Source organism: Paenibacillus sp. USHLN196 (genome assembly GCF_037144955.1).
Lineage (GTDB): Bacteria > Bacillota > Bacilli > Paenibacillales > Paenibacillaceae > Paenibacillus > Paenibacillus xylanexedens_C.
In genome coordinates, this window is sequence record NZ_JBBCYH010000008.1 from 284,649 (window position 1) to 308,212 (window position 23,564).

The 23,564-nt window shown below is 47.7% G+C and carries 28 protein-coding genes; 23 read left to right on the forward strand and 5 right to left on the reverse strand.

Translation table 11 applies throughout. The annotated features are described in order from the left end of the window. Positions 1 to 78: 78 nt before the first annotated feature. The 3 genes from WFI24_RS20610 to WFI24_RS20620 all read left to right on the forward strand — a co-directional run bounded on the left by WFI24_RS20610 (position 79) and on the right by WFI24_RS20620 (position 3,173). Complete coding sequence (locus WFI24_RS20610; protein ID WP_062835253.1) at positions 79 to 1,116, forward strand: NAD(P)/FAD-dependent oxidoreductase; 1,038 nt, start codon at positions 79 to 81, stop codon at positions 1,114 to 1,116. A 393-nt stretch (positions 1,117 to 1,509) separates the two neighbouring features. After that, entirely contained in the window at positions 1,510 to 2,160 is a 651-nt protein-coding gene (locus WFI24_RS20615; protein ID WP_336763788.1) for a hypothetical protein, read from the forward strand. A 536-nt stretch (positions 2,161 to 2,696) separates the two neighbouring features. After that, on the forward strand, positions 2,697 to 3,173 hold the full coding sequence (locus WFI24_RS20620) for a hypothetical protein (RefSeq protein WP_017687614.1): 477 nt from the start codon (positions 2,697 to 2,699) through the stop codon (positions 3,171 to 3,173). 114 nt (positions 3,174 to 3,287) lie between these two features. Here WFI24_RS20620 and WFI24_RS20625 read toward each other — a convergent pair whose 3' ends face one another. Beyond that, the gene (locus WFI24_RS20625; RefSeq protein ID WP_062835251.1) at positions 3,288 to 3,887 is read right to left on the reverse strand and encodes a thymidine kinase; all 600 of its coding nucleotides are present in this window, start codon (positions 3,885 to 3,887) and stop codon (positions 3,288 to 3,290) included. A gap of 177 nt (positions 3,888 to 4,064) precedes the next feature. Here WFI24_RS20625 and WFI24_RS20630 point away from each other — a divergent pair, with 177 nt between their 5' ends. Beyond that, on the forward strand, positions 4,065 to 4,277 hold the full coding sequence (locus tag WFI24_RS20630; RefSeq protein WP_062835250.1) for a hypothetical protein: 213 nt from the start codon (positions 4,065 to 4,067) through the stop codon (positions 4,275 to 4,277). 8 nt (positions 4,278 to 4,285) lie between these two features. On the opposite strand, the gene WFI24_RS20635 is transcribed toward WFI24_RS20630, so the two are convergent. Further along, entirely contained in the window at positions 4,286 to 4,633 is a 348-nt protein-coding gene (locus WFI24_RS20635) for a potassium channel family protein (RefSeq protein WP_336763792.1), read from the reverse strand. Between the two features lie 64 nt (positions 4,634 to 4,697). Further along, complete coding sequence (locus WFI24_RS20640) at positions 4,698 to 5,015, reverse strand: DUF2627 domain-containing protein (RefSeq protein ID WP_145322597.1); 318 nt, start codon at positions 5,013 to 5,015, stop codon at positions 4,698 to 4,700. A gap of 233 nt (positions 5,016 to 5,248) precedes the next feature. On the opposite strand from WFI24_RS20640, the gene lpdA reads away from it, so the two are divergent. The 5 genes from lpdA to lipB all read left to right on the forward strand — a co-directional run bounded on the left by lpdA (position 5,249) and on the right by lipB (position 11,264). Then, the gene (gene lpdA, locus WFI24_RS20645) at positions 5,249 to 6,673 is read left to right on the forward strand and encodes a dihydrolipoyl dehydrogenase (protein ID WP_336763793.1); all 1,425 of its coding nucleotides are present in this window, start codon (positions 5,249 to 5,251) and stop codon (positions 6,671 to 6,673) included. A gap of 139 nt (positions 6,674 to 6,812) precedes the next feature. Continuing rightward, positions 6,813 to 7,841 carry a thiamine pyrophosphate-dependent dehydrogenase E1 component subunit alpha gene (locus tag WFI24_RS20650; protein ID WP_336763795.1) on the forward strand — a complete coding sequence of 343 codons (1,029 nt, stop codon included), beginning with the start codon at positions 6,813 to 6,815 and terminating at the stop codon, positions 7,839 to 7,841. A 2-nt stretch (positions 7,842 to 7,843) separates the two neighbouring features. Further along, positions 7,844 to 8,830, forward strand: coding sequence for an alpha-ketoacid dehydrogenase subunit beta (locus tag WFI24_RS20655; protein ID WP_336763797.1), 987 nt, complete (start codon positions 7,844 to 7,846; stop codon positions 8,828 to 8,830). 47 nt (positions 8,831 to 8,877) lie between these two features. Beyond that, on the forward strand, positions 8,878 to 10,323 hold the full coding sequence (locus WFI24_RS20660) for a dihydrolipoamide acetyltransferase family protein (RefSeq protein WP_336763799.1): 1,446 nt from the start codon (positions 8,878 to 8,880) through the stop codon (positions 10,321 to 10,323). Positions 10,324 to 10,556: 233 nt separating this feature from the next. Further along, positions 10,557 to 11,264, forward strand: coding sequence for a lipoyl(octanoyl) transferase LipB (lipB, locus tag WFI24_RS20665; protein ID WP_145324144.1), 708 nt, complete (start codon positions 10,557 to 10,559; stop codon positions 11,262 to 11,264). A 28-nt stretch (positions 11,265 to 11,292) separates the two neighbouring features. On the opposite strand, the gene prli42 is transcribed toward lipB, so the two are convergent. Continuing rightward, a complete protein-coding gene (gene prli42 / locus WFI24_RS20670) occupies positions 11,293 to 11,394 on the reverse strand; it encodes a stressosome-associated protein Prli42 (RefSeq protein ID WP_017687624.1) in 102 nt (33 codons plus the stop codon). Positions 11,395 to 11,660: 266 nt separating this feature from the next. Between prli42 and WFI24_RS20675 the strand changes: the two genes are divergently transcribed. Continuing rightward, a complete protein-coding gene (locus WFI24_RS20675) occupies positions 11,661 to 12,794 on the forward strand; it encodes a M20/M25/M40 family metallo-hydrolase (RefSeq protein ID WP_336763801.1) in 1,134 nt (377 codons plus the stop codon). 138 nt (positions 12,795 to 12,932) lie between these two features. Here WFI24_RS20675 and WFI24_RS20680 read toward each other — a convergent pair whose 3' ends face one another. After that, positions 12,933 to 13,067 (reverse strand): Z-ring formation inhibitor MciZ, encoded by a 135-nt coding sequence (locus WFI24_RS20680; protein WP_336763802.1) that lies wholly within the window; start codon positions 13,065 to 13,067, stop codon positions 12,933 to 12,935. Positions 13,068 to 13,187: 120 nt separating this feature from the next. Between WFI24_RS20680 and WFI24_RS20685 the strand changes: the two genes are divergently transcribed. From WFI24_RS20685 to WFI24_RS20745, 13 genes are all read left to right on the forward strand, one after another. Continuing rightward, a complete protein-coding gene (locus tag WFI24_RS20685) occupies positions 13,188 to 13,781 on the forward strand; it encodes an NUDIX hydrolase (protein ID WP_336763803.1) in 594 nt (197 codons plus the stop codon). Between the two features lie 2 nt (positions 13,782 to 13,783). After that, positions 13,784 to 15,004: an endonuclease Q family protein gene (locus WFI24_RS20690; RefSeq protein WP_336763804.1), complete on the forward strand. Its 1,221-nt coding sequence runs from the start codon at positions 13,784 to 13,786 to the stop codon at positions 15,002 to 15,004. A gap of 361 nt (positions 15,005 to 15,365) precedes the next feature. Beyond that, positions 15,366 to 15,995 carry a stage II sporulation protein M gene (spoIIM, locus tag WFI24_RS20695; protein WP_124116446.1) on the forward strand — a complete coding sequence of 210 codons (630 nt, stop codon included), beginning with the start codon at positions 15,366 to 15,368 and terminating at the stop codon, positions 15,993 to 15,995. Positions 15,996 to 16,102: 107 nt separating this feature from the next. Next, on the forward strand, positions 16,103 to 16,570 hold the full coding sequence (gene fur, locus WFI24_RS20700; protein ID WP_090922447.1) for a ferric iron uptake transcriptional regulator: 468 nt from the start codon (positions 16,103 to 16,105) through the stop codon (positions 16,568 to 16,570). A gap of 157 nt (positions 16,571 to 16,727) precedes the next feature. Next, positions 16,728 to 16,970 (forward strand): DUF4227 family protein, encoded by a 243-nt coding sequence (locus WFI24_RS20705; RefSeq protein WP_076215836.1) that lies wholly within the window; start codon positions 16,728 to 16,730, stop codon positions 16,968 to 16,970. A 75-nt stretch (positions 16,971 to 17,045) separates the two neighbouring features. Beyond that, positions 17,046 to 17,936 (forward strand): tyrosine recombinase, encoded by an 891-nt coding sequence (locus tag WFI24_RS20710; RefSeq protein WP_336763811.1) that lies wholly within the window; start codon positions 17,046 to 17,048, stop codon positions 17,934 to 17,936. Positions 17,937 to 18,066: 130 nt separating this feature from the next. Next, positions 18,067 to 18,891, forward strand: a complete 825-nt coding sequence (locus WFI24_RS20715) for a purine-nucleoside phosphorylase (protein WP_336763812.1) — start codon at positions 18,067 to 18,069, stop codon at positions 18,889 to 18,891. 302 nt (positions 18,892 to 19,193) lie between these two features. Further along, complete coding sequence (locus WFI24_RS20720; protein ID WP_336763877.1) at positions 19,194 to 20,315, forward strand: D-alanyl-D-alanine carboxypeptidase family protein; 1,122 nt, start codon at positions 19,194 to 19,196, stop codon at positions 20,313 to 20,315. Between the two features lie 143 nt (positions 20,316 to 20,458). Next, positions 20,459 to 20,812, forward strand: coding sequence for an anti-sigma F factor antagonist (gene spoIIAA, locus WFI24_RS20725; RefSeq protein ID WP_017687636.1), 354 nt, complete (start codon positions 20,459 to 20,461; stop codon positions 20,810 to 20,812). Further along, complete coding sequence (gene spoIIAB, locus WFI24_RS20730) at positions 20,809 to 21,264, forward strand: anti-sigma F factor (protein WP_036672324.1); 456 nt, start codon at positions 20,809 to 20,811, stop codon at positions 21,262 to 21,264. The genes spoIIAA and spoIIAB overlap by 4 nt, the downstream gene beginning before the upstream one ends. Positions 21,265 to 21,278: 14 nt before the next feature. Continuing rightward, entirely contained in the window at positions 21,279 to 22,034 is a 756-nt protein-coding gene (gene sigF, locus WFI24_RS20735) for an RNA polymerase sporulation sigma factor SigF (protein ID WP_036607856.1), read from the forward strand. Between the two features lie 461 nt (positions 22,035 to 22,495). Then, the gene (locus WFI24_RS20740) at positions 22,496 to 23,152 is read left to right on the forward strand and encodes a stage V sporulation protein AA (RefSeq protein ID WP_145322568.1); all 657 of its coding nucleotides are present in this window, start codon (positions 22,496 to 22,498) and stop codon (positions 23,150 to 23,152) included. Continuing rightward, positions 23,133 to 23,561, forward strand: coding sequence for a stage V sporulation protein AB (locus WFI24_RS20745; protein WP_336763817.1), 429 nt, complete (start codon positions 23,133 to 23,135; stop codon positions 23,559 to 23,561). The genes WFI24_RS20740 and WFI24_RS20745 overlap by 20 nt, the downstream gene beginning before the upstream one ends. The last annotated feature ends 3 nt before the right edge of the window (positions 23,562 to 23,564 follow it).

Below are 23,564 nucleotides of genomic sequence, written 5' to 3' on the forward strand. Positions count from 1 at the left end.
AACTAGGATTTAAGTGATAATGAGAATCGATATCAAATACTCGATGTTCTGGATCGAATTAACGGAGGTATTTTTAATATGAATCAGCAGTTGGAACTTTATGATGTAACCATTATCGGCGGTGGCCCTGCGGGCATGTACTCTGCCTTTTATAGCGGCATGCGGGATATGAAGACCAAGTTGATTGAGGCGCGTGACAGATTGGGCGGTCGCATGCTCTTTTATCCGGAGAAAATGATCTGGGATGTTGGAGGTGTGACGCCAATTCTGTGTGAGGATCTGATCAAACAATTGGAAGAACAGGCTCGAACTTTCGAGCCAACCCTTGTGTTTGAACAACAGATCGAAGGATTCGAGCGTCAACCTGATGGCACGATTCTGTTAACTTCTGCAACAGGTGAACAACACTGGACACGTACCGTCATTTTGGCAATCGGATATGGTATTTATAAAATGGCCAAACTCGAGCTTGAAGGTGCAGACCGTTACGAGGTAAGCAATCTGCACTATACCGTGCAGGAATTGGAGCCGTTCCGTGGTAAACGCGTGCTGATCTCGGGTGGAGGCGACTCTGCTGTGGATTGGGCGAATGAACTGGAAGCACTGGCAGAGCAAGTTACGGTTGTACATCGACGTGACCGTTTCGGCGGGCTTGAGCGTAATGTACTGCGCATGAGAGAATCCTCGGTCGATGTCCGTACACCGTATGCAGTAGAGACACTGCATAGTTTGAGTGGCGATGTGATTGAGCAGGTGACCATTTCACACGTGGACACAGGTGAAACTGAACTGCTTGAAGTAGATGCTGTCATTGTAAACCACGGCATGAAGAGTGATTTTGGTCCAATCCGGGATTGGGGACTTGATCTTGGGGAATGGCATGTCACTACCACAGAGAGATTGCAAACCAATATTCCTGGCGTATTTGCCGCAGGTGATTTTGTAGATTATGGTAGCAAACTGTACCTGATTGCGGGTACTTTCACTGATGCAGCCCTCGCAGTAAACAGTGCGAAGCTTTACATGGACCCTGAAGCGGAGAAAGTGGCTTATGTTTCTTCCCATAACAGCCGCTTTAAGGAGAAAAATAAAGCCTTGGGTGTTGTAGAAGAATAAAGGTCTGCGATGGGTTATATTAAGATGACTTCGGATTCATTCCGAAGTCATCTTTTTTTGCATAAAATGGGTAATAAGAAGGCATAATTTCAACAGATACAATGGTTACCGAATTGAATATACACTACCAAATGTCTATAATAAGCCTGAGAAACTGTAGAATGTCGACTATATAAATTGAAATAATCATTTACACAATAACGGAGAGGACAGAAAAAATCTGAAAAAGCGAAGCGGCACTTTTATCACCGGATTTTCCCTTAGGAAAAGGGAATCGAAAAAATCTGGGGATAACAGCGATTGGAAGATTGTTCTGTCATCGTAGTGTCAGTGTAAATAATCTTTAATTCACTTATATAGATACAATAACTAGATCAGAGTGGAGTGCGGCGTATGAAAAAGGGTTCACAACCACAACGAGGTTTCACCTTCATTCAGCGTTGGTTTAAACAACCTGATAAGAAAAAAATCAAATGGTCTGAAATTTATCTCGCACTTGCCGGTGCGCTTCATCGTCTGTTGGTTGAAGGTCGGCGTGAACGTTCAGCAGCCAAACGGTTACATCAGGATTTGCCAATTAACGCATTGGGCGAGATGAAGTTGGAGCCAGGGGATATCGTGTATACACCAAGCTCGGAATCAACGTATTACGCCGGACATATGGGCATTATCGGGCTCGACGGCAAAGTATATCATGTACACCCTTATGGGCCTGTATTTGCTGATTCACTGGATTGGTATATCACCCGCTTCTATGAAGGCGATCGGTTCATTGTATTCCGTTCCAGACTGAATGAGGCAGGCATGAAGGCAGCTGGGTGGGTACAGGACCATTACAAGCAGGTGAAATTCTACCGTTTGCAGACCAATCTGCATAGTATTGAGCGCAATTACTGTTCCAAGTTTATATATCAGGCCTATCAGTTTACATCCGGACTGGACCTGTGGAGTCGCAAATTTACCCGAATGAAGCAGGGCTACATCTATCCTTTTCGAATTGAGCGCTCACCAGAGCTGGACGTTTTGGGAACTTTTTATAAATGAGGTTGGAAACCGACTACAATGCTGTTCTCCCTATAATAAGGAGAGCAGGTTCTGTCGGTTTTTTTTTATATGTGTAGAGATTAAAAACAGGAAAAACGCTCAAAACGTCGAATAGATTATGAGATAGACATGCACAACTTGGAATCGTATACATAAAAAAGGCGCGATAATTTTTAGCCCAGAGCGAAAAAACGACTACAAAAGTAGGCGAACAAGAAAGAGTGAAGCGAGATGAAATGGCCGGGCTTCTTACGCCGATTCCGACTGAACAAAAACGTAGTGAAGCTATCGGACTACACCCCAAAAAAGGAAAGGAGGCACTACTGTTCCATATGCAAGAAAAATGTTAAATCGGTCGTGCATTATGCGGCCCCACAGGGAAATGTTTCAGGTGTATGCAGTTCTTGTAAGTCTTTGGCGGATGAACGAGGAATGTTCCCCATTTGATAAGAAGAGATGCGCTCAGGAAATAACATTGCTTTGATTTATGCGCGTTTTTGTAGTACATTAGCAAATGTATTCGAAGGAGGATTCTAATGTACTCAGGTAGACAAGACGATACTTTATACATCATGACCTACACCTTAAACAGCGGTATCAAGGGTACGGTTCCACTGTCTAATAAGCAGATTATTGAGTGGCTGGATTGCTACAGAAATGAGAAGCGCTTCGTGACCGAAATTGGCAAGGAGTTTTTTGGATTGAATGCAGGATTGGTTGCAGATTTCAAGGTTCAGAATCATTTATCGGATTATCAGCAGACGATTATGCCTACACAGCAGCAGGATAACCTGGAACGCTTGTCTAGTGCTTACAAATCAACCGAGTTATTAATGAAGATTGATTGTAAATGCGGCACGGCTTACGTGACGGAATCTCCATATAAGCGTACGAAATGGTACTGCACAAAGTGTAAAGAGATTGTATTTTTGGATGCCAAAAAAGGAATGGTGGAAACGTCACGCGGTGACGCTTACTACATGACCAACAAATATTTTGTTTCCCGGGATTAGTGGGAAGTGACCCTGCAAGCATCGCTGAGAAGCGGTGCTTTTTTGTACGATTGCTCAGTTACAACAAAAAAAGCCCATAAGGGCTTTTTGCAGATCTCAGAGATCTCCTAGAAATTATGAAGAGCATTCAACTTTGTGAGGAGGAATGAAGCAGCAACGACAGCGAGGCTCGTAAGCTTCTGAATCGCCGATCATGACAACCGGACCCAAGGTAACGGGCTCACCATTGACGATACGTTGTGTAAAGGCAGCATCCGGGCTGCCACATACCGCACAGAAAGCGGAGAGTTTCTCAATGTCATCTGCCATGGCGAGCAGACCGCCGACATATCCGAATTCCTTACCACGGTAATCCATATTAAGTCCGTCCACAATAACATGTTTGCCACAATAGGCTAGCTCCGAGACCAGTTCCATAATGGCACTGCTAAAAAATTGTACTTCATCAAATGCAACAACATCAGCATCTATGGTTTGGTTCAAGATCATTTCTACGGATTCCGGGGTTAACTGCCGGGGAATGGAATGAGCAGGTAATCGATAACCAATGCGGCTCACGATCTCATCCTGGGCAAATCGATCATCCTCGGCTGGTTTGTAGGCCACAACCTTTTTACGACCAAATTGAATTAATTTCTGACAACGGCGAATGAGTTCACCGGATTTTTCACTGAACATGGGTCCAGTAATTACGGTAATACGTCCTGTTTGCACGGTGCTGCTACTCCTCTCACATACGGGATTCAACAAAAAAAGCGACCATTACAGAGTACCACAAAATCTTTAGTAAGAGCCAGAACTAATCTGTGCAGCTTTGTGTTACTATATGGAATGTTAAGCCGTTGGTTCCGGCAGCTATTTAACAGGAGTTATGGAAAAGAGGTGTTTACGATGAGTGAAGCATTAACATCACTGCAAGCGCAATATGAAAGCCTGAAAGAACAGGGGTCTCTGGATGAAGCGACGCAAGCATTATTTGCAGAATTGTTCGCAGAAGCGGAGAGACTGCAGGCAAGTAACCTTACCTTGCGCAGAACGATATTGAAGTCCTCTTCCAAAGAATCACGTATGTCTACCAAACTGCGGGATGCATTATACGAATGACTCGGAGATTACTCCGGGTCCTCTTCTGTCTTTAATTTGCGAGGGAATAGAATACCTGCTGTAATTCTGGCAATCATGGCAAAGGTAAGCCCAATACCGGCAAACATGTAAATCACGGTAAAGGCTTTGCCGAATCCGGTGGCGGGCACAATATCAGGATGTCCCACCGTAGTTAAAGTAACCGCACAGAAATAAAGCGCATCGATCCAGTGCAGGCCTTCAACGCGCGTGTAAAACAAAGTGCCTGACAGCAGAGTAGCTGCAGTTAATACGAACAAAGCCAGAAACTTGGGGTCCTTGAACGCATGAAAAATGCCTTTGAGCAATCGTTGTAATGTGATTAAAAACGATACCATGAAGATCCATCCTGTCTATGTATAATTGTCGGTGTGTTGCAGAAAACACACAAAAAGCCCGGACTCATGGAGTCCTTCCGGGCGTCTCTGCTTTTTCGGGTACACTTTTGGATCGGAAACGGGGACCTACATAATTACGCTTGCGGTCACGGAATAGGATCCAGCCTCCTAGAAAACTCATGCCTGCCGCGAAAAGGACAAGTCCACCGCCAAAGGAAAGCCACTGGAAACCTGGTGAAATCAGTTCGTTCCCGTGCTCGGCATAATATAGGAACAGGGCATCTTTCATCATTAGAAAACCCTTCATTGCCATTAAACCGGGAATGACCAAAACAATAATCGCCAAGAATCGCGCAAAGACCAATCTTGTATTCATGAGCATTATACCCTTTCTGCCAGAGTCGACATAAAATAAAGGTTGCGCTTACAGATCATGCCTGATTCCATCATAGCTTGGAATGCATGGGCTGTCCATGTGTGATTGGTTCAAACTTTGAGTTGACCGCTCAAGGAGAGTACAATGGTATATAGAAATTATATGCAAAACCATGAGTTAACCTATTATCAATTAATACATTTATATTGAAATTTGATTCATAGAGGAGAGCATGAGAGATGCCAATTACATGTGATGTTGCAATTCTTGGAGGAGGTACTGGAGGGTACGTTGCCGCGATCCGGGCAGCACAACTCGGAAAACAGGTTGTTATTATTGAGAAGGACAAACTTGGTGGAACCTGCCTGCACCGTGGCTGTATTCCGAGTAAGGCTTTGCTGAAAAGCGCGGAAGTGTACGCCGAGATTCAGGAGAGCGAGACGTATGGTATCGAGACAGCTGGGGCCACACTTGTATTTCCCAAAGTACAGGCACGCAAGGATGCGATTGTGGAGCAGCTCCATCAGGGCGTTCAATATTTGATGAAAAAAAATAAGATCCAGGTTGTACACGCGAAAGGTCGCGTCATCGGACCATCCATCTTCTCACCGCAGAGCGGAGCAGTCGCAGTGGAGTTTGAAGATGGAGAGATGGATACGGTTGTGCCAACCAATCTCATCATTGCGACCGGTTCACGTCCACGTGTGCTGCCGGGCCTGGAACCGGACGGCAAGTTCATTATGAGTAGTGACGAAGCACTGCGAATGGATGAGCTTCCAGCATCACTCCTCATTGTTGGAGGTGGTGTGATTGGATTGGAGTGGGCATCCATGCTGAATGACTTTGGCGTAGAAATCACAGTGGTAGAAGCAGCTGCTCACGTGTTGCCTGCCGAGGATGAGGATGTTGCCAGAGAAATGCAGCGATTGCTCGGCAAACGAGGTGTTCGTTTCCTGACAGGTGCCACCGTTCTAACGGAGACATATAGCACGGATCAAGAGGGTATCCAGATTGACGTGCAGCTTGGAGAAGAAAAGCAGGAAACGTTGAGAGCGGAGAAAATGCTTGTGTCGGTTGGACGCCAGGCCAATGTCGAAAATATCGGACTTGAAAATACAGATATTAAATTGGAACGCGGCTACATCGCTGTGAACAAACAGCTACAAACGGGTGAAGGTCACATCTATGCCATTGGTGATTGCATTGGAGGTCTACAGCTTGCGCATGCCGCAAGTCATGAAGGTATTCTCGCTGTCAATCATCTGGCGGGCGAAGCGGTACATGCGGTAGAATCCCATCGTATTCCGCGCTGCGTGTATACACGTCCGGAAGCAGCCAGCATCGGATTCACCGAGCGAGAAGCCAAAGAACGGGGCCATGATATTAAAACAGGCAAATTCCCGTTCCAGGCCATTGGTAAATCGCTCATTCACGGAAGTCGTGATGGATTCGTGAAGGTGATCGCAGATGCCAAGACGAATGATATATTGGGAGTACATATGATTGGAACCCATGTGACGGAATTGATCGCTGAAGCTTCACTGGCTCAGATGCTGGATGCCACACCTTGGGAAGTCGGACAAACCATCCATCCACACCCTTCTCTGTCGGAAATCATGGGTGAAGCCATGTTGGCGGTCGATGGAAAGGCCATTGGAATATAAGTCAAACAGGCTTATGAGAAAGGTCCTTTCCTTTTTTGGGCAAAAGGGATTATAATAAGGTTAAGCCAAGTCTTAGTACCAGGTTATAAGATCGGGTAGTAAGAATGGCACAGGCTCTGATTAAAAGGAGGTACCTCATATGAGTTCAAAAGGTACTGCAGACACGGTCCACAGACATCAACAGCTGGGACTTAGCGATGGTGAAGTATTGGATATGTACAAATACATGCTGCTCGCACGCAAGTTTGACGAGCGTTGCTTGCTCTTGCAGCGTGCCGGCAAAATTAACTTTCACGTATCCGGTGTAGGACAGGAAGCTGCGCAAGTAGGTGCTGCTTTTGGTCTGGATCGGGATCACGATTATTACTTACCTTATTACCGCGATTACGGCTTTGTACTGGCGGTAGGCATGACTCCGCGTGAGTTGATGTTGTCTGCTTTTGCGAAGGCAGAAGATCCGAATAGTGGCGGTCGGCAAATGCCGGGTCACTTCGGTCACAAAAAGCTGCGGATTGTGACGGGTTCCAGCCCGGTTACAACACAGGTTCCACACGCTGTAGGTTTTGCGCTCGCTGCCAAGATGAAGAAGCAAGAATTTGTTTCTTTTGTTACATTTGGTGAAGGATCAAGCAATCAGGGGGACTTCCACGAAGGAGCCAACTTTGCAGGTGTGCACAAATTGCCTGTCATTATTATGTGTGAGAACAATCAGTATGCAATTTCGGTACCGATTCACAAACAGCTTAGCGGCAAAATATCCGATCGAGCACAAGGATACGGGTTCCCTGGACTGCGTGTAGATGGTAACGATGCATTGGAAGTATACGCTGCAGTGAAGGAAGCACGTCGCCGTGCCATTGCCGGAGAAGGCCCGACACTTATTGAAGCGATGATGTATCGGTTGTCTCCTCATTCCACCTCCGACAATGATCTGGCTTACCGGACCAAAGAGGAAGTGGAGGAGAACTGGAAGAAAGATGGCGTTCCTCGCATGAAAAACTATTTGATCGATTGCGGCATCTGGGATGAAGCCCGGGATGCGGATCTGGCTTCCCAGCTTGCGCTGGAAATGAAAGAAGCAACTGAATATGCAGACAACGCGCCATATCCGAAACCTGAGGACACTCTGACGCACGTTTATGCGGACAGCGAAGAAGGGGGACGGTAAGGATGGCAGTGATGGAATATATTGATGCAATCCGTCTCGCGATGAAAGAAGAGATGGAACGGGATGAGAATGTTTTTATCCTTGGTGAAGACGTAGGTCTCAAAGGTGGTGTGTTTACCACAACCAAAGGGTTGCAAGATCAATTTGGCGAAATGCGGGTGATGGACACACCTTTGTCTGAATCCGCTATTGCAGGTGTTGCCATTGGTGCTGCGATGTATGGCATGAAGCCGATTGCCGAAATGCAATATTCGGACTTTATGCTGCCAGCAACGAACCAGATCATTAGTGAAGCAGCGAAAATTCGCTATCGTTCCAACAATGACTGGAGTTGTCCGATTGTCATCCGCGCGCCGATTGGTGGCGGGATCTTCGGTGGGTTGTACCACTCCCAATGTCCGGAATCGATCTTCTTTGGTACGCCTGGTCTGAAAATTATAGCTCCCTACTCGGCATACGATGCCAAGGGATTACTCAAAGCGGCCATTCGCGACCCGGACCCGGTACTCTTTTTTGAGAATAAAAAATGCTACAAGCTGATCAAGGAAGATGTGCCTGAAGATGATTACATCGTTCCGATTGGCAAAGCCAACGTACTTCGTGAAGGTGCCGATATTACCGTGATCGGCTACAGCCAGCCATTGCATTTTGTGATGCAGGCTGCTGAGGAACTCGAACGGGAAGAGGGCATTACAGCCCACGTTTTGGATTTGCGCACATTGCAACCGTTGGATCGCGATGCGATTATTGCTTCCGCTCGTCTGACAGGCAAGGTGCTGATTGTACACGAAGATAACAAAACCGGTGGTGTAGGTGCCGAGGTTGCCGCTATTATTAGTGAGGAATGTCTGTTTGAACTGGATGCACCAATTCAGCGTCTCTGCGGACCTGACGTGCCGGCCATGCCAATTAGCCCAACATTGGAGAAATTCTACATGCTGAGCAAGGACAAAGCCAAAGCAGCAATGCGGACACTGGCCGAGTTTTAATTTCGTTTTTTGGATCGTTTAAAAGTAAAGTTTGGAGTGATAATCAAATGGCTGAACGTATGAAATGGATCGAGGTCATTATGCCGCAATTGGCGGAATCGCTGGTCTCGGCTACCATAGGCAAATGGTTGAAAAAACCGGGCGACCGTGTGGAACAGTACGAGCCGATCTGTGAAGTAATTACCGATAAAGTCAATGCCGAGATTCCATCCACTGTGGATGGAATTATGGGTGACCTTTTGGTGGAAGAGGGCACAACGATTGCTGTTGGTGAAGCAATCTGCCGCATGCAGGTCGTTGCTTCCGACGAAGAAGCGACTGAGCAAGTAACACAAGTATCGCAGCAACAGGAGCAAGTGCAACATAATGCTAGCCACACTCCTGTTCCTGCCTCAAATACAGTAGCACATGACCCTAACCAGCCGATGCGCAATCGGTATTCCCCGGCAGTGCAATCCTTGGCAGCAGAGCATGGCTTGAACTTGCAAAGCATCCAAGGCACCGGTGCCGGTGGCCGCATTACCCGCAAAGATGTGCTGACATTTGTTGCACAAGGAGGTAACGCGGCTGGATCGTCTGCACAAGCATCATCTGCAGCAGTACAGCATGCACCTTCTGGTGTGCCGTCTGCTTCTCCATTCAGCGGAGTAAATCGTGGAAATGGCGAAATGGGTTTAACGGCCAGAGAAGCGATATCAGCATCCGATGCGGGTGTTCCTGTGAGACATTCTGGCATTCATCTGACCGAAAGTCCGAAAATTCCACAGATCGAAGTGGAAGGGGGCGGCCAGGGAAGATCGGAGTATTTCATCGATGTGACCCCTGTGCGTAATGCCATTGCGCGAAACATGCGTCAGAGCGTATCAGAGATCCCGCATGCATGGACGATGATCGAAGTAGATGTAACGAATCTTGTGATGCTGCGCAATAAACTCAAGGATGAGTTCAAGCGCAAGGAAGGCATCAACCTGACATACCTGTCCTTCATGATGAAGGGAGTCGTTAATGCGATCAAAGACTTCCCGATCATGAACTCGGTGTGGGCAGTTGACAAAATTATCGTTAAACGGGACATTAACCTGTCCATGGCAGTAGGAACCGAAGATTCCGTACTTACACCGGTAATCAAACATGCCGATCAGCGAAATATCGCAGGTCTGGCTCGTGAAGTGGATGAGCTGGCTCGCAAAACGCGCGAGGGTACATTGAAGCTGGACCATATGCAGGGTGGTACGTTCACGGTGAACAATACGGGGTCATTCGGTTCAATCCTGTCCCAGCCAATCATTAACTACCCGCAGGCAGCGATTCTTACTTTTGAGTCGATTGTCAAGAAGCCAGTGGTCATTAATGATATGATCGCCGTTCGTTCAATGGCGAACCTGTGTCTGTCGCTGGATCACCGAATCCTGGATGGCGTAATCAGCGGACGGTTCTTGCAACGTGTCAAAGAGAATCTTGAAGGATACACGATGGAGAGCAAGGTGTATTAAGTAGGCATTTTGCATCAATCCAAAGAGCAGTTTCCAATCATCAAGTTATAGATCGAAATGGTTCTATTCGTCTAGAACTTGTACCCGGGAGCGTTTGAAAATGAATGATGCAAAATGTTCAATAGTTGAAGGACGGGAAAGTGTATGTGCCACAGGCCGTGCACTTTTCCGGCTGTCTACGGACAGGTGCTCAATTGTACATTGAACATGAAGCAGAAGGGTGTGGGGAAATCATGAGCAAGCCGCTGGATGTTGCATACATACCGATGCTTGATTATGAAGAGGCTTGGAACCGCCAGAAAGCGATTGTGCAGCGATTGGACGAGGGCGAGGGAGCGGAGCAGATGCTTCTTTTACAGCATCCCCCAACGTATACGATCGGCTCACAGAATCATCCGGAGCATCTGCTTCTTAGTCCGGAAGAGTTGCGGGAGCAAGGGATTTCCTTGTTTCAAATTGACCGTGGCGGTGATATTACTTATCATGGCCCGGGCCAGTTGGTAGGCTACCCGTTATTGGTACTTGGTCGGGATGAAGACTTGGATCTACACGGATATTTACGGAAACTTGAGCAGGTCCTCATGGATTATCTGGCAGACCAGGGCATCGAAGCCGGACGCAAAGAAGGTTACACCGGTGTGTGGATTGGCGATATGAAGATTGCTGCAATTGGCATCAAGTTTAATCGTTGCAAACACCGCCGTGGTTTTGTGACAAGTCACGGGTTTGCTTTTAACATCACCTCAGGCATTCAACATGCTGGTTTTCAGGGCATTGTTCCTTGTGGGATTGAGCAGTATGGCGTGACCTCACTGGAGGATATAACGGGCAAGTCCTATGCAGTAGAGCAGGTAGCGCAGGAGATTGTGCCGTACTTTAATCGCATTTTCCCTTATGAGATTAATTGGGTCACCGAAAAAGAAGCCCTTCAACGTCTGTAAACAGATCGTCAAAAGGCTTCAGGGGTTGCTATCCGAACAGTAACGGTTCGAGAGCTATGAAAAGGGTGGACCCGATCATGGCGATCAGCATGAGATAGATGATGATTTTGAACCATTTCTTTTTTTGCATGATGAGAGAACTCCTTTCAACATAAAGTGTGTGTTCAAAAAGACTGGTTTTCAGTACCAAGAAGATGGGATGAAGCTAGAAATGGAGTAGCGGAGCGTAGGGAGAACTACGTGAGCAACGGATATTTCGGCTGAATTCCATATTCGATGCTGATGATGCCGCCAGGCATCCTTCGTAATCAAAAGCAGACTTTTTGAACAACCTCATAAAATAAACAAGCCATAGTAATTGTATTGTACCGCATCCACGAGAGGGAGGAAAGTCCTATGATTAAACACCAACGTGTTATTGATCAGTTCATGGAACTGGTGCAGATTGATAGTGAAACGAAAAACGAACAGAATATCTCCAAGGTGTTAAAAGAACAGTTTGCAGACCTTGGTCTTCATGTCTATGAGGATGACACCATGGAGCAAACCGGACATGGCGCCGGAAACCTCGTCATTACCTGGGAAGCCGAAGGAACAGAAGGGGTTGCACCGATCTTTTTCACATGTCACATGGACACCGTAACGCCGGGACAGGGAATCAAACCTGAACTGGGTGAAGACGGCTGGATTCGCAGTGACGGAACAACGATCCTGGGAGCAGATGACAAAGCCGGAATTGCAGCGTTGTTCGAAGCAATCCGTGTGATTCAGGAAAATAACATTCCGCATGGTAAAATTCAATTCGTCATTACGGTGGGCGAAGAGTCTGGTCTGGTGGGTGCACGTGCGATGAATCCAAAGGATATCGATGCCGAGTTCGGTTATGCGCTGGACTCCAACGGAGCTGTAGGCACGATCTGTGTAGCTGCACCAGCCAGAGCTGAAATTCAGATGAGCATCTATGGTAAGTCTGCCCATGCGGGCGTGAATCCGGAAGACGGGATCAGCGCCATTCAGGTGGCAGCCAAAGCGATTGCTGCGATGACACTGGGCAGAATTGATGATGAGACGACAGCGAACATCGGTAAATTCCAAGGTGGATCAGCACTCAACGTGGTATGTGACTTTGTACAGATTGAAGCGGAAGCTCGCAGTATTGTGCAGGAAAAAGTGGAATTGCAGGTTGCACAGATGCGTGAAGCCTTGGAAACCACTTGTCGCAAATACGGTGCTACGGCCGAATTCAGAAGTGAGATCCTGTATCCCGCATTTGGTTTCCATGATGAACATGAAGTTGTACAGCTTGCACAGCGAGCTATTCGAAGTCTGGGGCTGGAGACAAGCACGTTTGCTTCCGGCGGTGGAAGTGATGCCAACATCTTTAACGGATTTGAGATTCCGACAGTGAATCTGGCTGTAGGGTATGAGGATATTCATACAACCAAAGAACGCATTCGTGCCGAGGACATTGTGAAGTTGTCCCAGGTGGTTGTAGCTATAATTCAGGAAACAGCAGCTGACAAGAAATAACGTGTACTTCTTAGACAAAAGTCCGAACCCGGTTTGTACGGATTCGGACTTTTTGCGAATTCATGTTATATTTCAAGGGAGAAGACTCGTTAATTTAGGGTCAAATTGAGTCAATGGGTGAATGGATTAATGACCCGTTCATTTGCGTCCAGCGAGCAGATCGATTAACTTGGCATCAGGGCCCCACTCGCGCAACCATTGCTTGAGTATGAGCTGTACTTGCCGGGCTTGTCCTACCACGTGTACGGATTGAGGCGTCAAATAACTGTTCATCGAAAGTCCCCCTGATTCGGTTATATTTGCTGTGAGAGTTCTATACGCTCACCATATGCCCAAAATCAGAGATATATACATTAACCGAATATAATCCAACGATATGGAGTTGAAGAACAAATGAAACCAAACCAATCTGCCCAATCCATCCATGCAACACAACCTGCCAATCCGAAGTTGGATGAAGTGACCGTGTCCACCAAACCCATCTTCGAGGGGAAAGTGATTTCACTTCAGGTCGATACCGTTAAGCTACCGAACGGTCAAACGGCTACACGTGAGATTATCCGGCATCCTGGCGCAGTAGCTGTACTTGCCCTGAACGGGGATCGCATGCTTGTTGTGGATCAGTACCGTCAGGCAATGGGACGCACCGAAGTGGAGATTCCTGCGGGGAAACTGGATCCGGGTGAAGAACCAGAGGTTGCAGCAGCGCGTGAATTACGAGAAGAGACGGGGTATGTAGCCAAGTCACTGCGTCATTTGCGTTCGTTCTACACCTCACCAGGGTTCGCAGATGAGATCATTCATCTCTACATCGCTGAAGAGCTGGAAGCTGGAGATATGGAGCTCGACGAGGATGAATTCCTTGAAGTATCCGAGATCACACTGGAGGAAGCCTATGCGCTCATGGATGAGAACCGGATTAGCGATGCGAAAACGATGATGGCTGTGTATGCGTGGGACCTCTACAGAACGACAGGACGGTTTTAAGGATGGAAGATCAATTGGCAACGTCCACTTTGTGGGAGCCCTGTTATACGGACCTGCATATCCACATCGGGCGTACGACCCGCGGAGAGGCGGTTAAAATCAGCGGAAGTCGGGATCTGACATTTGAGAACATTGCTCGGGAAGCTTCGGAACGAAAAGGGATCCATTTGCTCGGTGTCATTGATTGTCATTCCCCAGTGGTGCAGATGGATATTGAGCAATTACTGGAGGATGGCACGATGTCCGAGATTGAGGGAGGCGGCATTGCCTACCAGGACACAACTATTCTACTGGGTACAGAGATTGAGCTCCGAGAACCTGGAATGCGTGAGTTCCATATGCTGGCGTACTTTCGTGATCTGAGAACGATGAAGTCCTTCACGGACTGGATGAAGCGTTATATGAAGAATGTGAACCTCAGCTCTCAGCGGGTATATGTTCCTGCTCTTGAGATGCAGGCCGAGATTAAAGCCCGTGGTGGACTTATTGTGCCTGCACATGTCTTTACTCCGCATAAAGGCATCTATGGCAGCACGGCGCCCCGTATGGGCGATGTACTGGATACTCGTCTGGTGGATGCCGTCGAACTGGGGTTAAGCTCCGATTCATCGATGGCCAGTTATATTCGGGAATTGGATCTTGTACCGTTCCTGACTAATTCGGATGCACATTCCCTCGGCAAGATTGGACGGGAGTATAATGAACTGCAATTGGCTGCACCTTCTTTTGATGAATTCCGTATGGCACTCCAGGGAGAAGCAGGCAGAAGGATTACTGCCAATTATGGTCTGAATCCAAGGCTGGGCAAGTATCATCGTACCTACTGTGCAGCATGTGGCAGCATTATGGACGAGAAGGCGATGTCAGCAGAGCGTTGTCCTCACTGTGGCAGTCAGAAGCTGGTGCAGGGGGTGCTGGACCGCATTCTGGCGATCTCTGATCGGGAGAGTCCTCAGGTTCCTGCAAACAGACCGGCCTATCATTATCAGGTACCACTGGAGTTCATCCCAGGACTTGGCAAAGCCAAACTGCGCCAGCTACTGGACCATTTTGGTACGGAAATGAATGTACTTCACCGTACCCGTGAGGAAGAGCTTGCTGAGGTGGTTGGACCTGTGCTGGCAGGCCTGATAGTGGCTGCACGGAACGGACAACTGGAGCTGTCTTCCGGAGGTGGAGGTACGTACGGGAAGGTTGCAGTTCAGGTGAAATCTTCAGATTAGATAAATTGAACTAAACATTTACACAAAACGGAGAGGACAGAAAGAACCTGAAGAAGCGGAGCGTTCGCCTAAAAGCTTTCTGAAAGAAAGCTGCATCGGAAGCATATGCTTCGCCTTTAACCCGGGATTTTCCCTTTAAAAAAGGAATAAAAAAATCTGGGGATAACAGTGATCGATAGGTAGTTCTGTCATCGGAGTGACCAGTGTAAATATTCTTTATTTCAACTGATATAGCTCCACTTCACGTAGAGCCAATCTGGACAAGAAGTCATACAGGTGCGTTTCGGTTCATAAGAATGACTATGAGGATATGATTGAGCATCCTTGCAGCATGACAACCGGAAAGGGGACTTGTACCTGTATGCGCTCTTCCTACTTTACATTTAAAGGTCAGACTTCGTTATATGTATTCGTGGCTGTCTTGTTTCTGGTCGGCGTCATTTTTGGGGCGCTTATGGTCAATGCATTGTCTCTTGAGCAACGTCAGGATCTGGAGGGCTATCTTGGGAACTTCTTCATGACAGTGCAGCACAGCGCACAAGTGACGGAGACCGGGGCATATTGGGACATTGCCATGCTTCATCTAAAATGGGTAGGTCTGATCTTTATTCTGGGTTTATCCGTCGTCGGACTGCCCGGTATACTGGTTCTGGATTTTCTAAAAGGTGTGCTCATTGGATTCACAGTGGGGTATCTTGTTGGGCAGTATTCCTGGAAAGGATTGCTGTTTGCACTGGTGTCCGTGGCACCGCATAATTTGTTCGTCATACCGATCCTGCTGGTCTGCAGTGTGGCGGCCATGACGTTCTCGTTATACATCATTCGCAATCGTGTTTTGATGCAGCGAACACCGGGTCGACAAAGACCTTTTGCTTCATATATAGTGTTAACTTTGGTCATGGCTGCACTGCTGCTCGGCGTGGCATCTTTTGAAACATGGGTTACACCTGCGATGATGCGTTGGGTCACGCCAATGTTACTACCGGCCTAGCGTGTACCGTATAGTGTAAAATGTTGACTTTAATTACGCACTCCCCCTATAATGAAAAGAGTGGGTTAAGTTGCAGTGTGCAGTGATTTCCTAGGGGGAGGGAGAAAATGGAAGCACGGATCGATAAAATTAAGCAGCAACTACAGTCCCAAGGATATAAATTAACGCCCCAGCGGGAAGCCACCGTAAGAGTACTTCTTGAGAATGAAGAAGATCATCTGAGCGCAGAAGACGTATTCATGCTCGTTAAAGAAAAGGCTCCCGAAATCGGTCTGGCAACCGTGTACCGTACCCTCGAACTGCTGAGTGAGCTGCATGTTGTAGAGAAAATCAACTTCGGCGACGGTGTAGCGCGTTATGATCTGCGCGGAGATACATCCAAGCATCACCATCATCACTTAATCTGTGTTCAATGCGGAAGTATGGATGAAATACGTGAAGACTGGCTTGGACCGCTTGAAGAGCGTTTGGAGCGGGAATTTAACTTTTCGGTAGTAGATCACCGATTGGACTTTCATGGAATTTGTTATCGTTGCAAAGCTAAAAATGAACAGAAGCCCAAAGATGAAGAATAACATAGCATATCTTCAAGCTCTCACCGGCGGTTTTGACGGGAGAGCTTTTTTGGCACCGGTCATGATCTGAGTTACCTCAAGTGGCATAAACCTGTGTTTATGGACATACCCTGATTCAAGGACAAAACCGGATTCGAATCAGGAGGGGGACACACCCATGATTATATCAGTGCGGAGAGGGCTCCGTTTTATTCGATTTATCATAGTTTTTGCTGCATTAGTTTATCTATTCTATCATGTTCTGGACCTGTTTAATGGCTGGATCTCACCTGTGGATCAGTATCAGATGCCGACTGGAAATGCCATCAAAGTATTTCAGGAAACGGATTGGCCGGGTAATGGAGAAGGACGTCCTACGATGGCAGAGCGTCTCCGTTTGTTCTATTGGTACGGGGAGTAGCTTCGAACAGCCAGGGATGCAAATACGGGAGCAGTCTGCCGGAGCGGCAGATCTGTCAGTTGAGGAGCGTTGTACATGAAACAGACGATACACGCCTATGCCTTATACTTGGAAGATGATAAAGGGATGTCAAGCAGCACACTTGAATCGTATCTCCGAGACGTGGACAAGTTCATTGAATTTGCAGATAAGGAATATGGCATACGCGAAGCCGATCAGGTCAGACGCACACATGTCGTCCTGTTTGCAGGTCAGCTCAAACAGGCAGGACGTGCCAACGCAACGATTGCCCGCAACATCGTATCTCTGCGCTCCTACTTTCATTTTTTGATGCGGCGGGGTGATATCATACAGGACCCTACGTTCGATGTGGAAGCTCCCAAGGCGGATAAGACGCCTCCACAGGTGTTAACCATCCCGGAGATCGAACAGCTGCTGACAGCGCCTGATATTCGTTCACCGCAGGGTGTGCGAGACCGAGCGATGCTTGAGCTATTGTATGCTACAGGCATTCGCGTCTCGGAACTGATTGCGCTGGACATTCAGGATGTACAGCCGGACATGCGCTTTATACGATGCGGTGGGGCAGGCAAGGAACGCATTCTTCCCATTGGTGCGCCAGCCGCACATTGGGCAAGTGTATATGTGGGGGAATTCCGCAATCAGTTGCTCAAAACCGATTCGGACGTGCAGGCACTATTCGTGAATGTGTCTGGCAGACGTTTAACCCGGCAGGGATTCTGGAAGCTGCTTAAAAAAGCGGCAGTGGATGCGGGAATCTCGGAAGAAATTACGCCGCATACGCTGCGTCATTCGTTTGCAGCACATCTGATTGCCAATGGGGCGGACACACGTGCCGTTCAGGACATGCTCGGCCATGTCGAGCAGCCGGGACAACAGTATGGCAATCATGGTCGCAGAACCATGAAAGAAATCTATGAAACCCATCATCCGAGGGCAAGATAGATTTTGACGCATGGCATTCACAAATAAATGCGGAACATGGTGCCGATTTAGGATAAAATAAATTGAATACATCTAAACGCCGTTATACATAAAGACGGATCGTTTCAACTCAAGGAGGAACATACATCGTATGACAGCATTAAACCAACAAATGATTTCGGAAGCAGCATCTTATATTCAAAGCAAAAGCTCCATCAAGCCGGAAGTCGGTTTGATTTTGGGTTCGGGTCTTGGCGTACTTGCAGAATTGATTGAAGATGGCGTAAGTATCGCTTATCAGGATATTCCGCATTTTCCGGTGTCCACAGTAGAAGGACATGAAGGTGAACTATTGGTCGGAACCATCAAAGGTCGTCCGGTCGTGATGATGAAAGGTCGCTTCCACATGTACGAAGGATATGGCCCCGAACTGACAGCCTTCCCGGTACGTGTTATGAAAGAACTGGGTGTAAGTAGCCTGCTTGTAACGAATGCAGCGGGTGGCGTGAATACGTCGTACGAAGCTGGAGATTTGATGTTGATCTCTGATCACTTGAATCTTACAGGCAAAAATCCACTGATCGGACCGAATGACGCTGCACTGGGTGTACGTTTCCCGGATCTGTCGGAAGCTTATAGCCGCCGCTTGCGTGCACTTGCGAAGGATACGGCCGCATCACAAGGTTTTAACGTACGTGAAGGGGTATACGCAGGTATGCTTGGTCCGAACTACGAGACACCAGCAGAGATCAAAATGCTGCGCACATTAGGCGCAGACGCAGTGGGCATGTCCACTGTATCTGAAGTGATTGTGGCACGCCATGCAGGTCTGGAAGTGCTCGGCATTTCCTGTATCAGCAACATGGCAGCCGGAATTCTCGACCAGCCGCTGTCGCACGATGAGGTTATGGAAACCACTGAACGTGTGCGTGAGTCTTTCCTGGCGTTGGTAGTGGCAGTTATTCCACAAATGTAAGCAAGATTTGAGTAGAGAAGGTTACCTCTTCGAATGAGAAATCATCGGGGGTAACCTTTTCTTGTTATGTTGAACGTACGGTTGCTCATGAGTGGAGTGCAGTGCGTTTTTTTGCTTTGAGCCCCTTTTCCACAAAAAGTTCGGGAAATCATAGGTAAGATGGAATAATTTACTGCAAACGCGCCGACAATGATTAGCAGTACATGCATGGAACATGCAGTAAGCAAGTCATTTGAGGAGGTAACCTAGTGAAGAAAAGAATAATGGCATCGTTCATGACCCTTTGTATCCTGCTGTCCCTTATGGCATCAACGGCATTGGCTGAAGAAACACCAAAGGCAGCGGGAGCCGCTGATTTAGCCCCGTCGGCGCGTTCTGCGATCTTAATGGATGCAGATACAGGAACCGTTATTTATGAGAAAAACAGTCATGATCAGCTGCCTCCGGCAAGCATTACGAAGATTATGACGATGTTGCTCACGATCGAAGCGATCGACTCGGGCAAGTTGAAGCTGACGGATAAGGTAAGAACGAGCGAATACGCAGCATCCATGGGCGGTTCGCAGATCTTTCTGGAGCCCGGGGAAGAAATGACGGTCGATGATATGTTAAAAGGGATTGCCATGGCATCAGGTAATGATGCCTCGGTAGCGATGGCTGAGAAGATTGCTGGCTCGGAAGAAGCCTTTGTGCAGCTGATGAATGAGCGTGCGAAGGAGCTTGGCATGAAGGATACTCATTTTGCCAACTGTAACGGCCTTCCGGTCGATAATCATTATTCTTCCGCCCATGACATTGCCGTCATGAGCCGTGAACTACTGAAACATTCCGGGATTACGAAGTACACCGGTGCATATCAGGATTACCTTCGCAAAGATTCAGAAAAGCCATTCTGGCTGGTGAACACGAACAAGCTGGTTCGCTTTTATCAAGGGGCCGATGGTTTGAAAACAGGTTACACGTCCGAAGCGAAGTTCTGCCTGTCCGCTACAGCGTCCAAGGACGGACTGCGTGTCGTTTCCGTGGTACTCGGTGAACCGAATACCAAAACACGGAACAGTGAAGTGTCTTCGATGTTTGACTATGCCTTTAGTCAATATACGATGAAGGCGCTCTACAAGGCAGGGGATCTGCTGGGTAGTCTGAAAATTGAAAAAGGTGAAGTTGCCGAGTTGCCTCTGAATGCCACGCAAAATTATAGTGTGCTGATGCGCAAAGGAGCCAAATCCAATGACATCCGGCATGAATTGTTGGTTGCCAAAGAATTGAAAGCTCCGATTAAGGCTGGGCAAAGTATAGGTAAACTGGTGGTTTACCAGGGCAACGACGTCATTAAGGAATTCGACATTCAGGCTCCACAGGACGTGAATAAAGCTGGCTGGTGGAAGCTGTTTAAGCGGACGACGTCCAACCTGTTTGATTAAACGGCGAATTACGCGAGTTCCACGCATCCTTCGAACATATTTTGTAGTTAAATAGGGGTTTTCTTCTAGTTTTGTCGGGGGGCAGGAAAAGCCTTCGGAAACGTAGAAATCCTTGTTCAAGACAGGGAGGAGAGTGGGCAAACGTGAACTTGCATGTGGAAATGGAACACCATCGCGGGATTCTGATTGTACGATTATCCGGGGAGCTGGATCACCATACAGCTGACATGGTACGGATGCAAATGGATGAAGCTATCCAGCGGAGACAAAGCGAGCATCTGGTACTCAGCCTGAAAGATCTGCAATTTATGGACAGTTCGGGTCTGGGTGTCATTTTGGGAAGATACAAGCTTATTAAGAATAAAGGCGGCAAGATGGTTGTCTGTGACGTCAATTCGCCGGTGTACCGTTTGCTGGAGATGTCGGGGTTGTTCAAGATTATGCCGATATACGAAAATGAGGGAACTGCTCTCTCAGGTCTGGAGGTCGTCTCATGAATGAAGGAACAGGGACAAATTTCATGAATCTGCAATTCGCGGCCAAGTCAGAGAATGAATCGTTTGCACGGGTAACCGTTGCTGCATTTATCTCCCAGCTTGATCCAACGATGGACGAGCTCAGTGACCTGAAGACGGTCATTTCGGAAGCCGTGACCAACAGCATCATCCACGGATACAACAATAACTCCGAGGGTGTTGTGTCCATCCAGGCCGAGATTCGGGAAGACATGATCACGATTATTGTGGAAGACCGCGGTGAAGGAATCGAAGATCTTGAACTGGCGAAGCAGCCGCTATATACGTCCAAACCCGAACTTGAGCGGTCGGGCATGGGCTTCACCATTATGGAAAACTTTATGGATGAATTCGAAGTCAGCAGTGAGCCCGGCAGAGGCACCTCCATCAAGATGAAGAAAAGGATTGAATCCAAGAAAGCATTGTATAATTAGGGGTTGGTGTTCTTATGGATGCTGAAGTGAAACCATCTTCACAGACCTATTTGGACGATGCCGAGGTCAAACGGCTGATTGCGCTCAGTCAGTCGGGTGACCATGTCTCACGGGATACGCTGGTGAACTGCAACATCAGACTCGTCTGGTCCGTCGTACAGCGTTTTATGAACAGGGGATATGATCCGGAAGATCTGTTCCAGATTGGTTGTATCGGTCTGCTCAAGTCAGTTGACAAATTCGATCTCAGTTATGACGTGAAGTTCTCAACCTATGCGGTGCCGATGATCATCGGAGAAATCCAGCGATTCCTGCGGGATGACGGTACCCTGAAGGTCAGTCGTTCACTGAAAGAGATGGCGAATAAAGTCCGCAAGAAAAGGGACGAACTGTCCAAGCATTTGGATCGTTTGCCAACGATCAAGGAAGTAGCTGCGGAGCTGGGGGTAACCCCGGAGGAAGTCGTATTTGCCCAGGAAGCAAACAAACCACCGACCTCTATCCATGAGACGGTATTCGAGAATGACGGCGATCCCATTACATTAATGGATCAGATTGCCGATGAGTCTCAAGAACGTTGGTTTGACAAACTGGCGCTGAACGAAGCCATCGGTGGTCTCAGCGAGCGGGAGCGATTAATCGTTTATCTTCGGTATTACCGAGATCAGACCCAGTCCGAGGTTGCCAGCAGGCTGGGAATATCTCAGGTGCAGGTATCACGTCTGGAGAAAAAAATACTGCAATCCATCCGCGACCAGATCGCGCAGTAATTTCGTGGATTGAACATCAATATTGGCGGTTATACACCAACATACGACAACTAACAACCTTCTATCGCGCTTTATGGCGAGGAAGGTTATTTTTTGTTGTTCGAGAAGATTACCACGGTGAAATGTCAATTTAGCGATATAACGACCGAAAATCCCCCAAAAAAAACTTATCTTTTAAATCCCCTGCCCACACCCCAGCATATTTATTATAAACGTTTGGAAACGGGAGGACGATGGGTAGCGGAGGGATGGAATCGGTCAAAAGGAGCGAAGCGTTCGCCTTTAGCACCGGATTTCCTCCTTGAAAAGGAGAGTTCAAGAAATCCGGGGATAACAGCGACCAATGACCGATCCATCCCGCAGCGCCCGCACCCACCTCACGATCTTTTCCAACCAGTTTGTAATAAATTTGCACATTCTTCAAATACTAACCTAAATTACGCAGTAAAGGAGTGCTATGGATGTCCCAGACACCCACTCCAATGGTCTACGTTCGTCTACGCAGCCGTATTCGCATCCAGAGGGGCAGAGCAGTCAAACTTAGAGACATTGCACATGTGCTGACCTCTGCTGAAGATCAGGAGGACAGGTTACTGGAGCTTGAACTGCTGCATCCTGGACCGGAGGACGGCAATCTGATCCTCATTGATATATTGCAGATTATTCCCCGAATTCGGAACATCTTGCCTGAGGTAAGCGTGGAACTGATTGGATCAGGCCATACGCTTGTTGAAGTCATTGCGGGAAATGGTCAACCTTCCAAGTCTCTGTTCATATTGGTTTGGCTGCTGTTGTTCTTCGGATCGGCCTTAACGATCATGAATTTTCATGCGGATGTGAACATGCAGGAAGTACAGATTCGAATTGTGGAGATGCTTACAGGGCATCGGGACGAACATCCCTATCTGTTCCAAGTGGCGTATTCCATTGGCATTGGATTCGGAATGGCCGTATTCTTCAATCATTTATTCAAGAAGAAGTGGAATGAGGAGCCTACCCCGCTGGAAGTAGAGATGTTCCTATACCAGCAAAATGTGGATAAATATGTGGTGATTGAAGAAAGTGAACGGATGCATGAGCAGGAACGCGGGGAGATGAATGCGGATGAGCGTTCTTAATGGAGCAATCAGCATTGTACTGGGTATCGCAGGGGGGATTGCCGTTGGAAGCGGCGTAATTGCGCTCATTCTGGTGCTCGATATGATTCCCAGATTGGCTCAACTTACGCACTCGTATGATAAAACCCACTGGTACGAAGGGGCGCTAATTGGGGGTTCACTGCTCGGGACTGTGGCGGACTTTTGGCACTGGAAGATGCATGGGGTACTGCTGCTAAGCCCGATCATTGGTCTATTCTGTGGCGTGTTCATCGGTCTACTGGCCGCGGCACTCACTGAGGTGCTAAATGTATTGCCCGTGCTAGCCAAACGGCTGGGCATGAAACCTTATTTGTTTGGGTTACTGCTCGCCATGATATTAGGCAAAATGACAGGTTCTCTGTTTGATTTTTTTATTTATCAGAGGTAGATC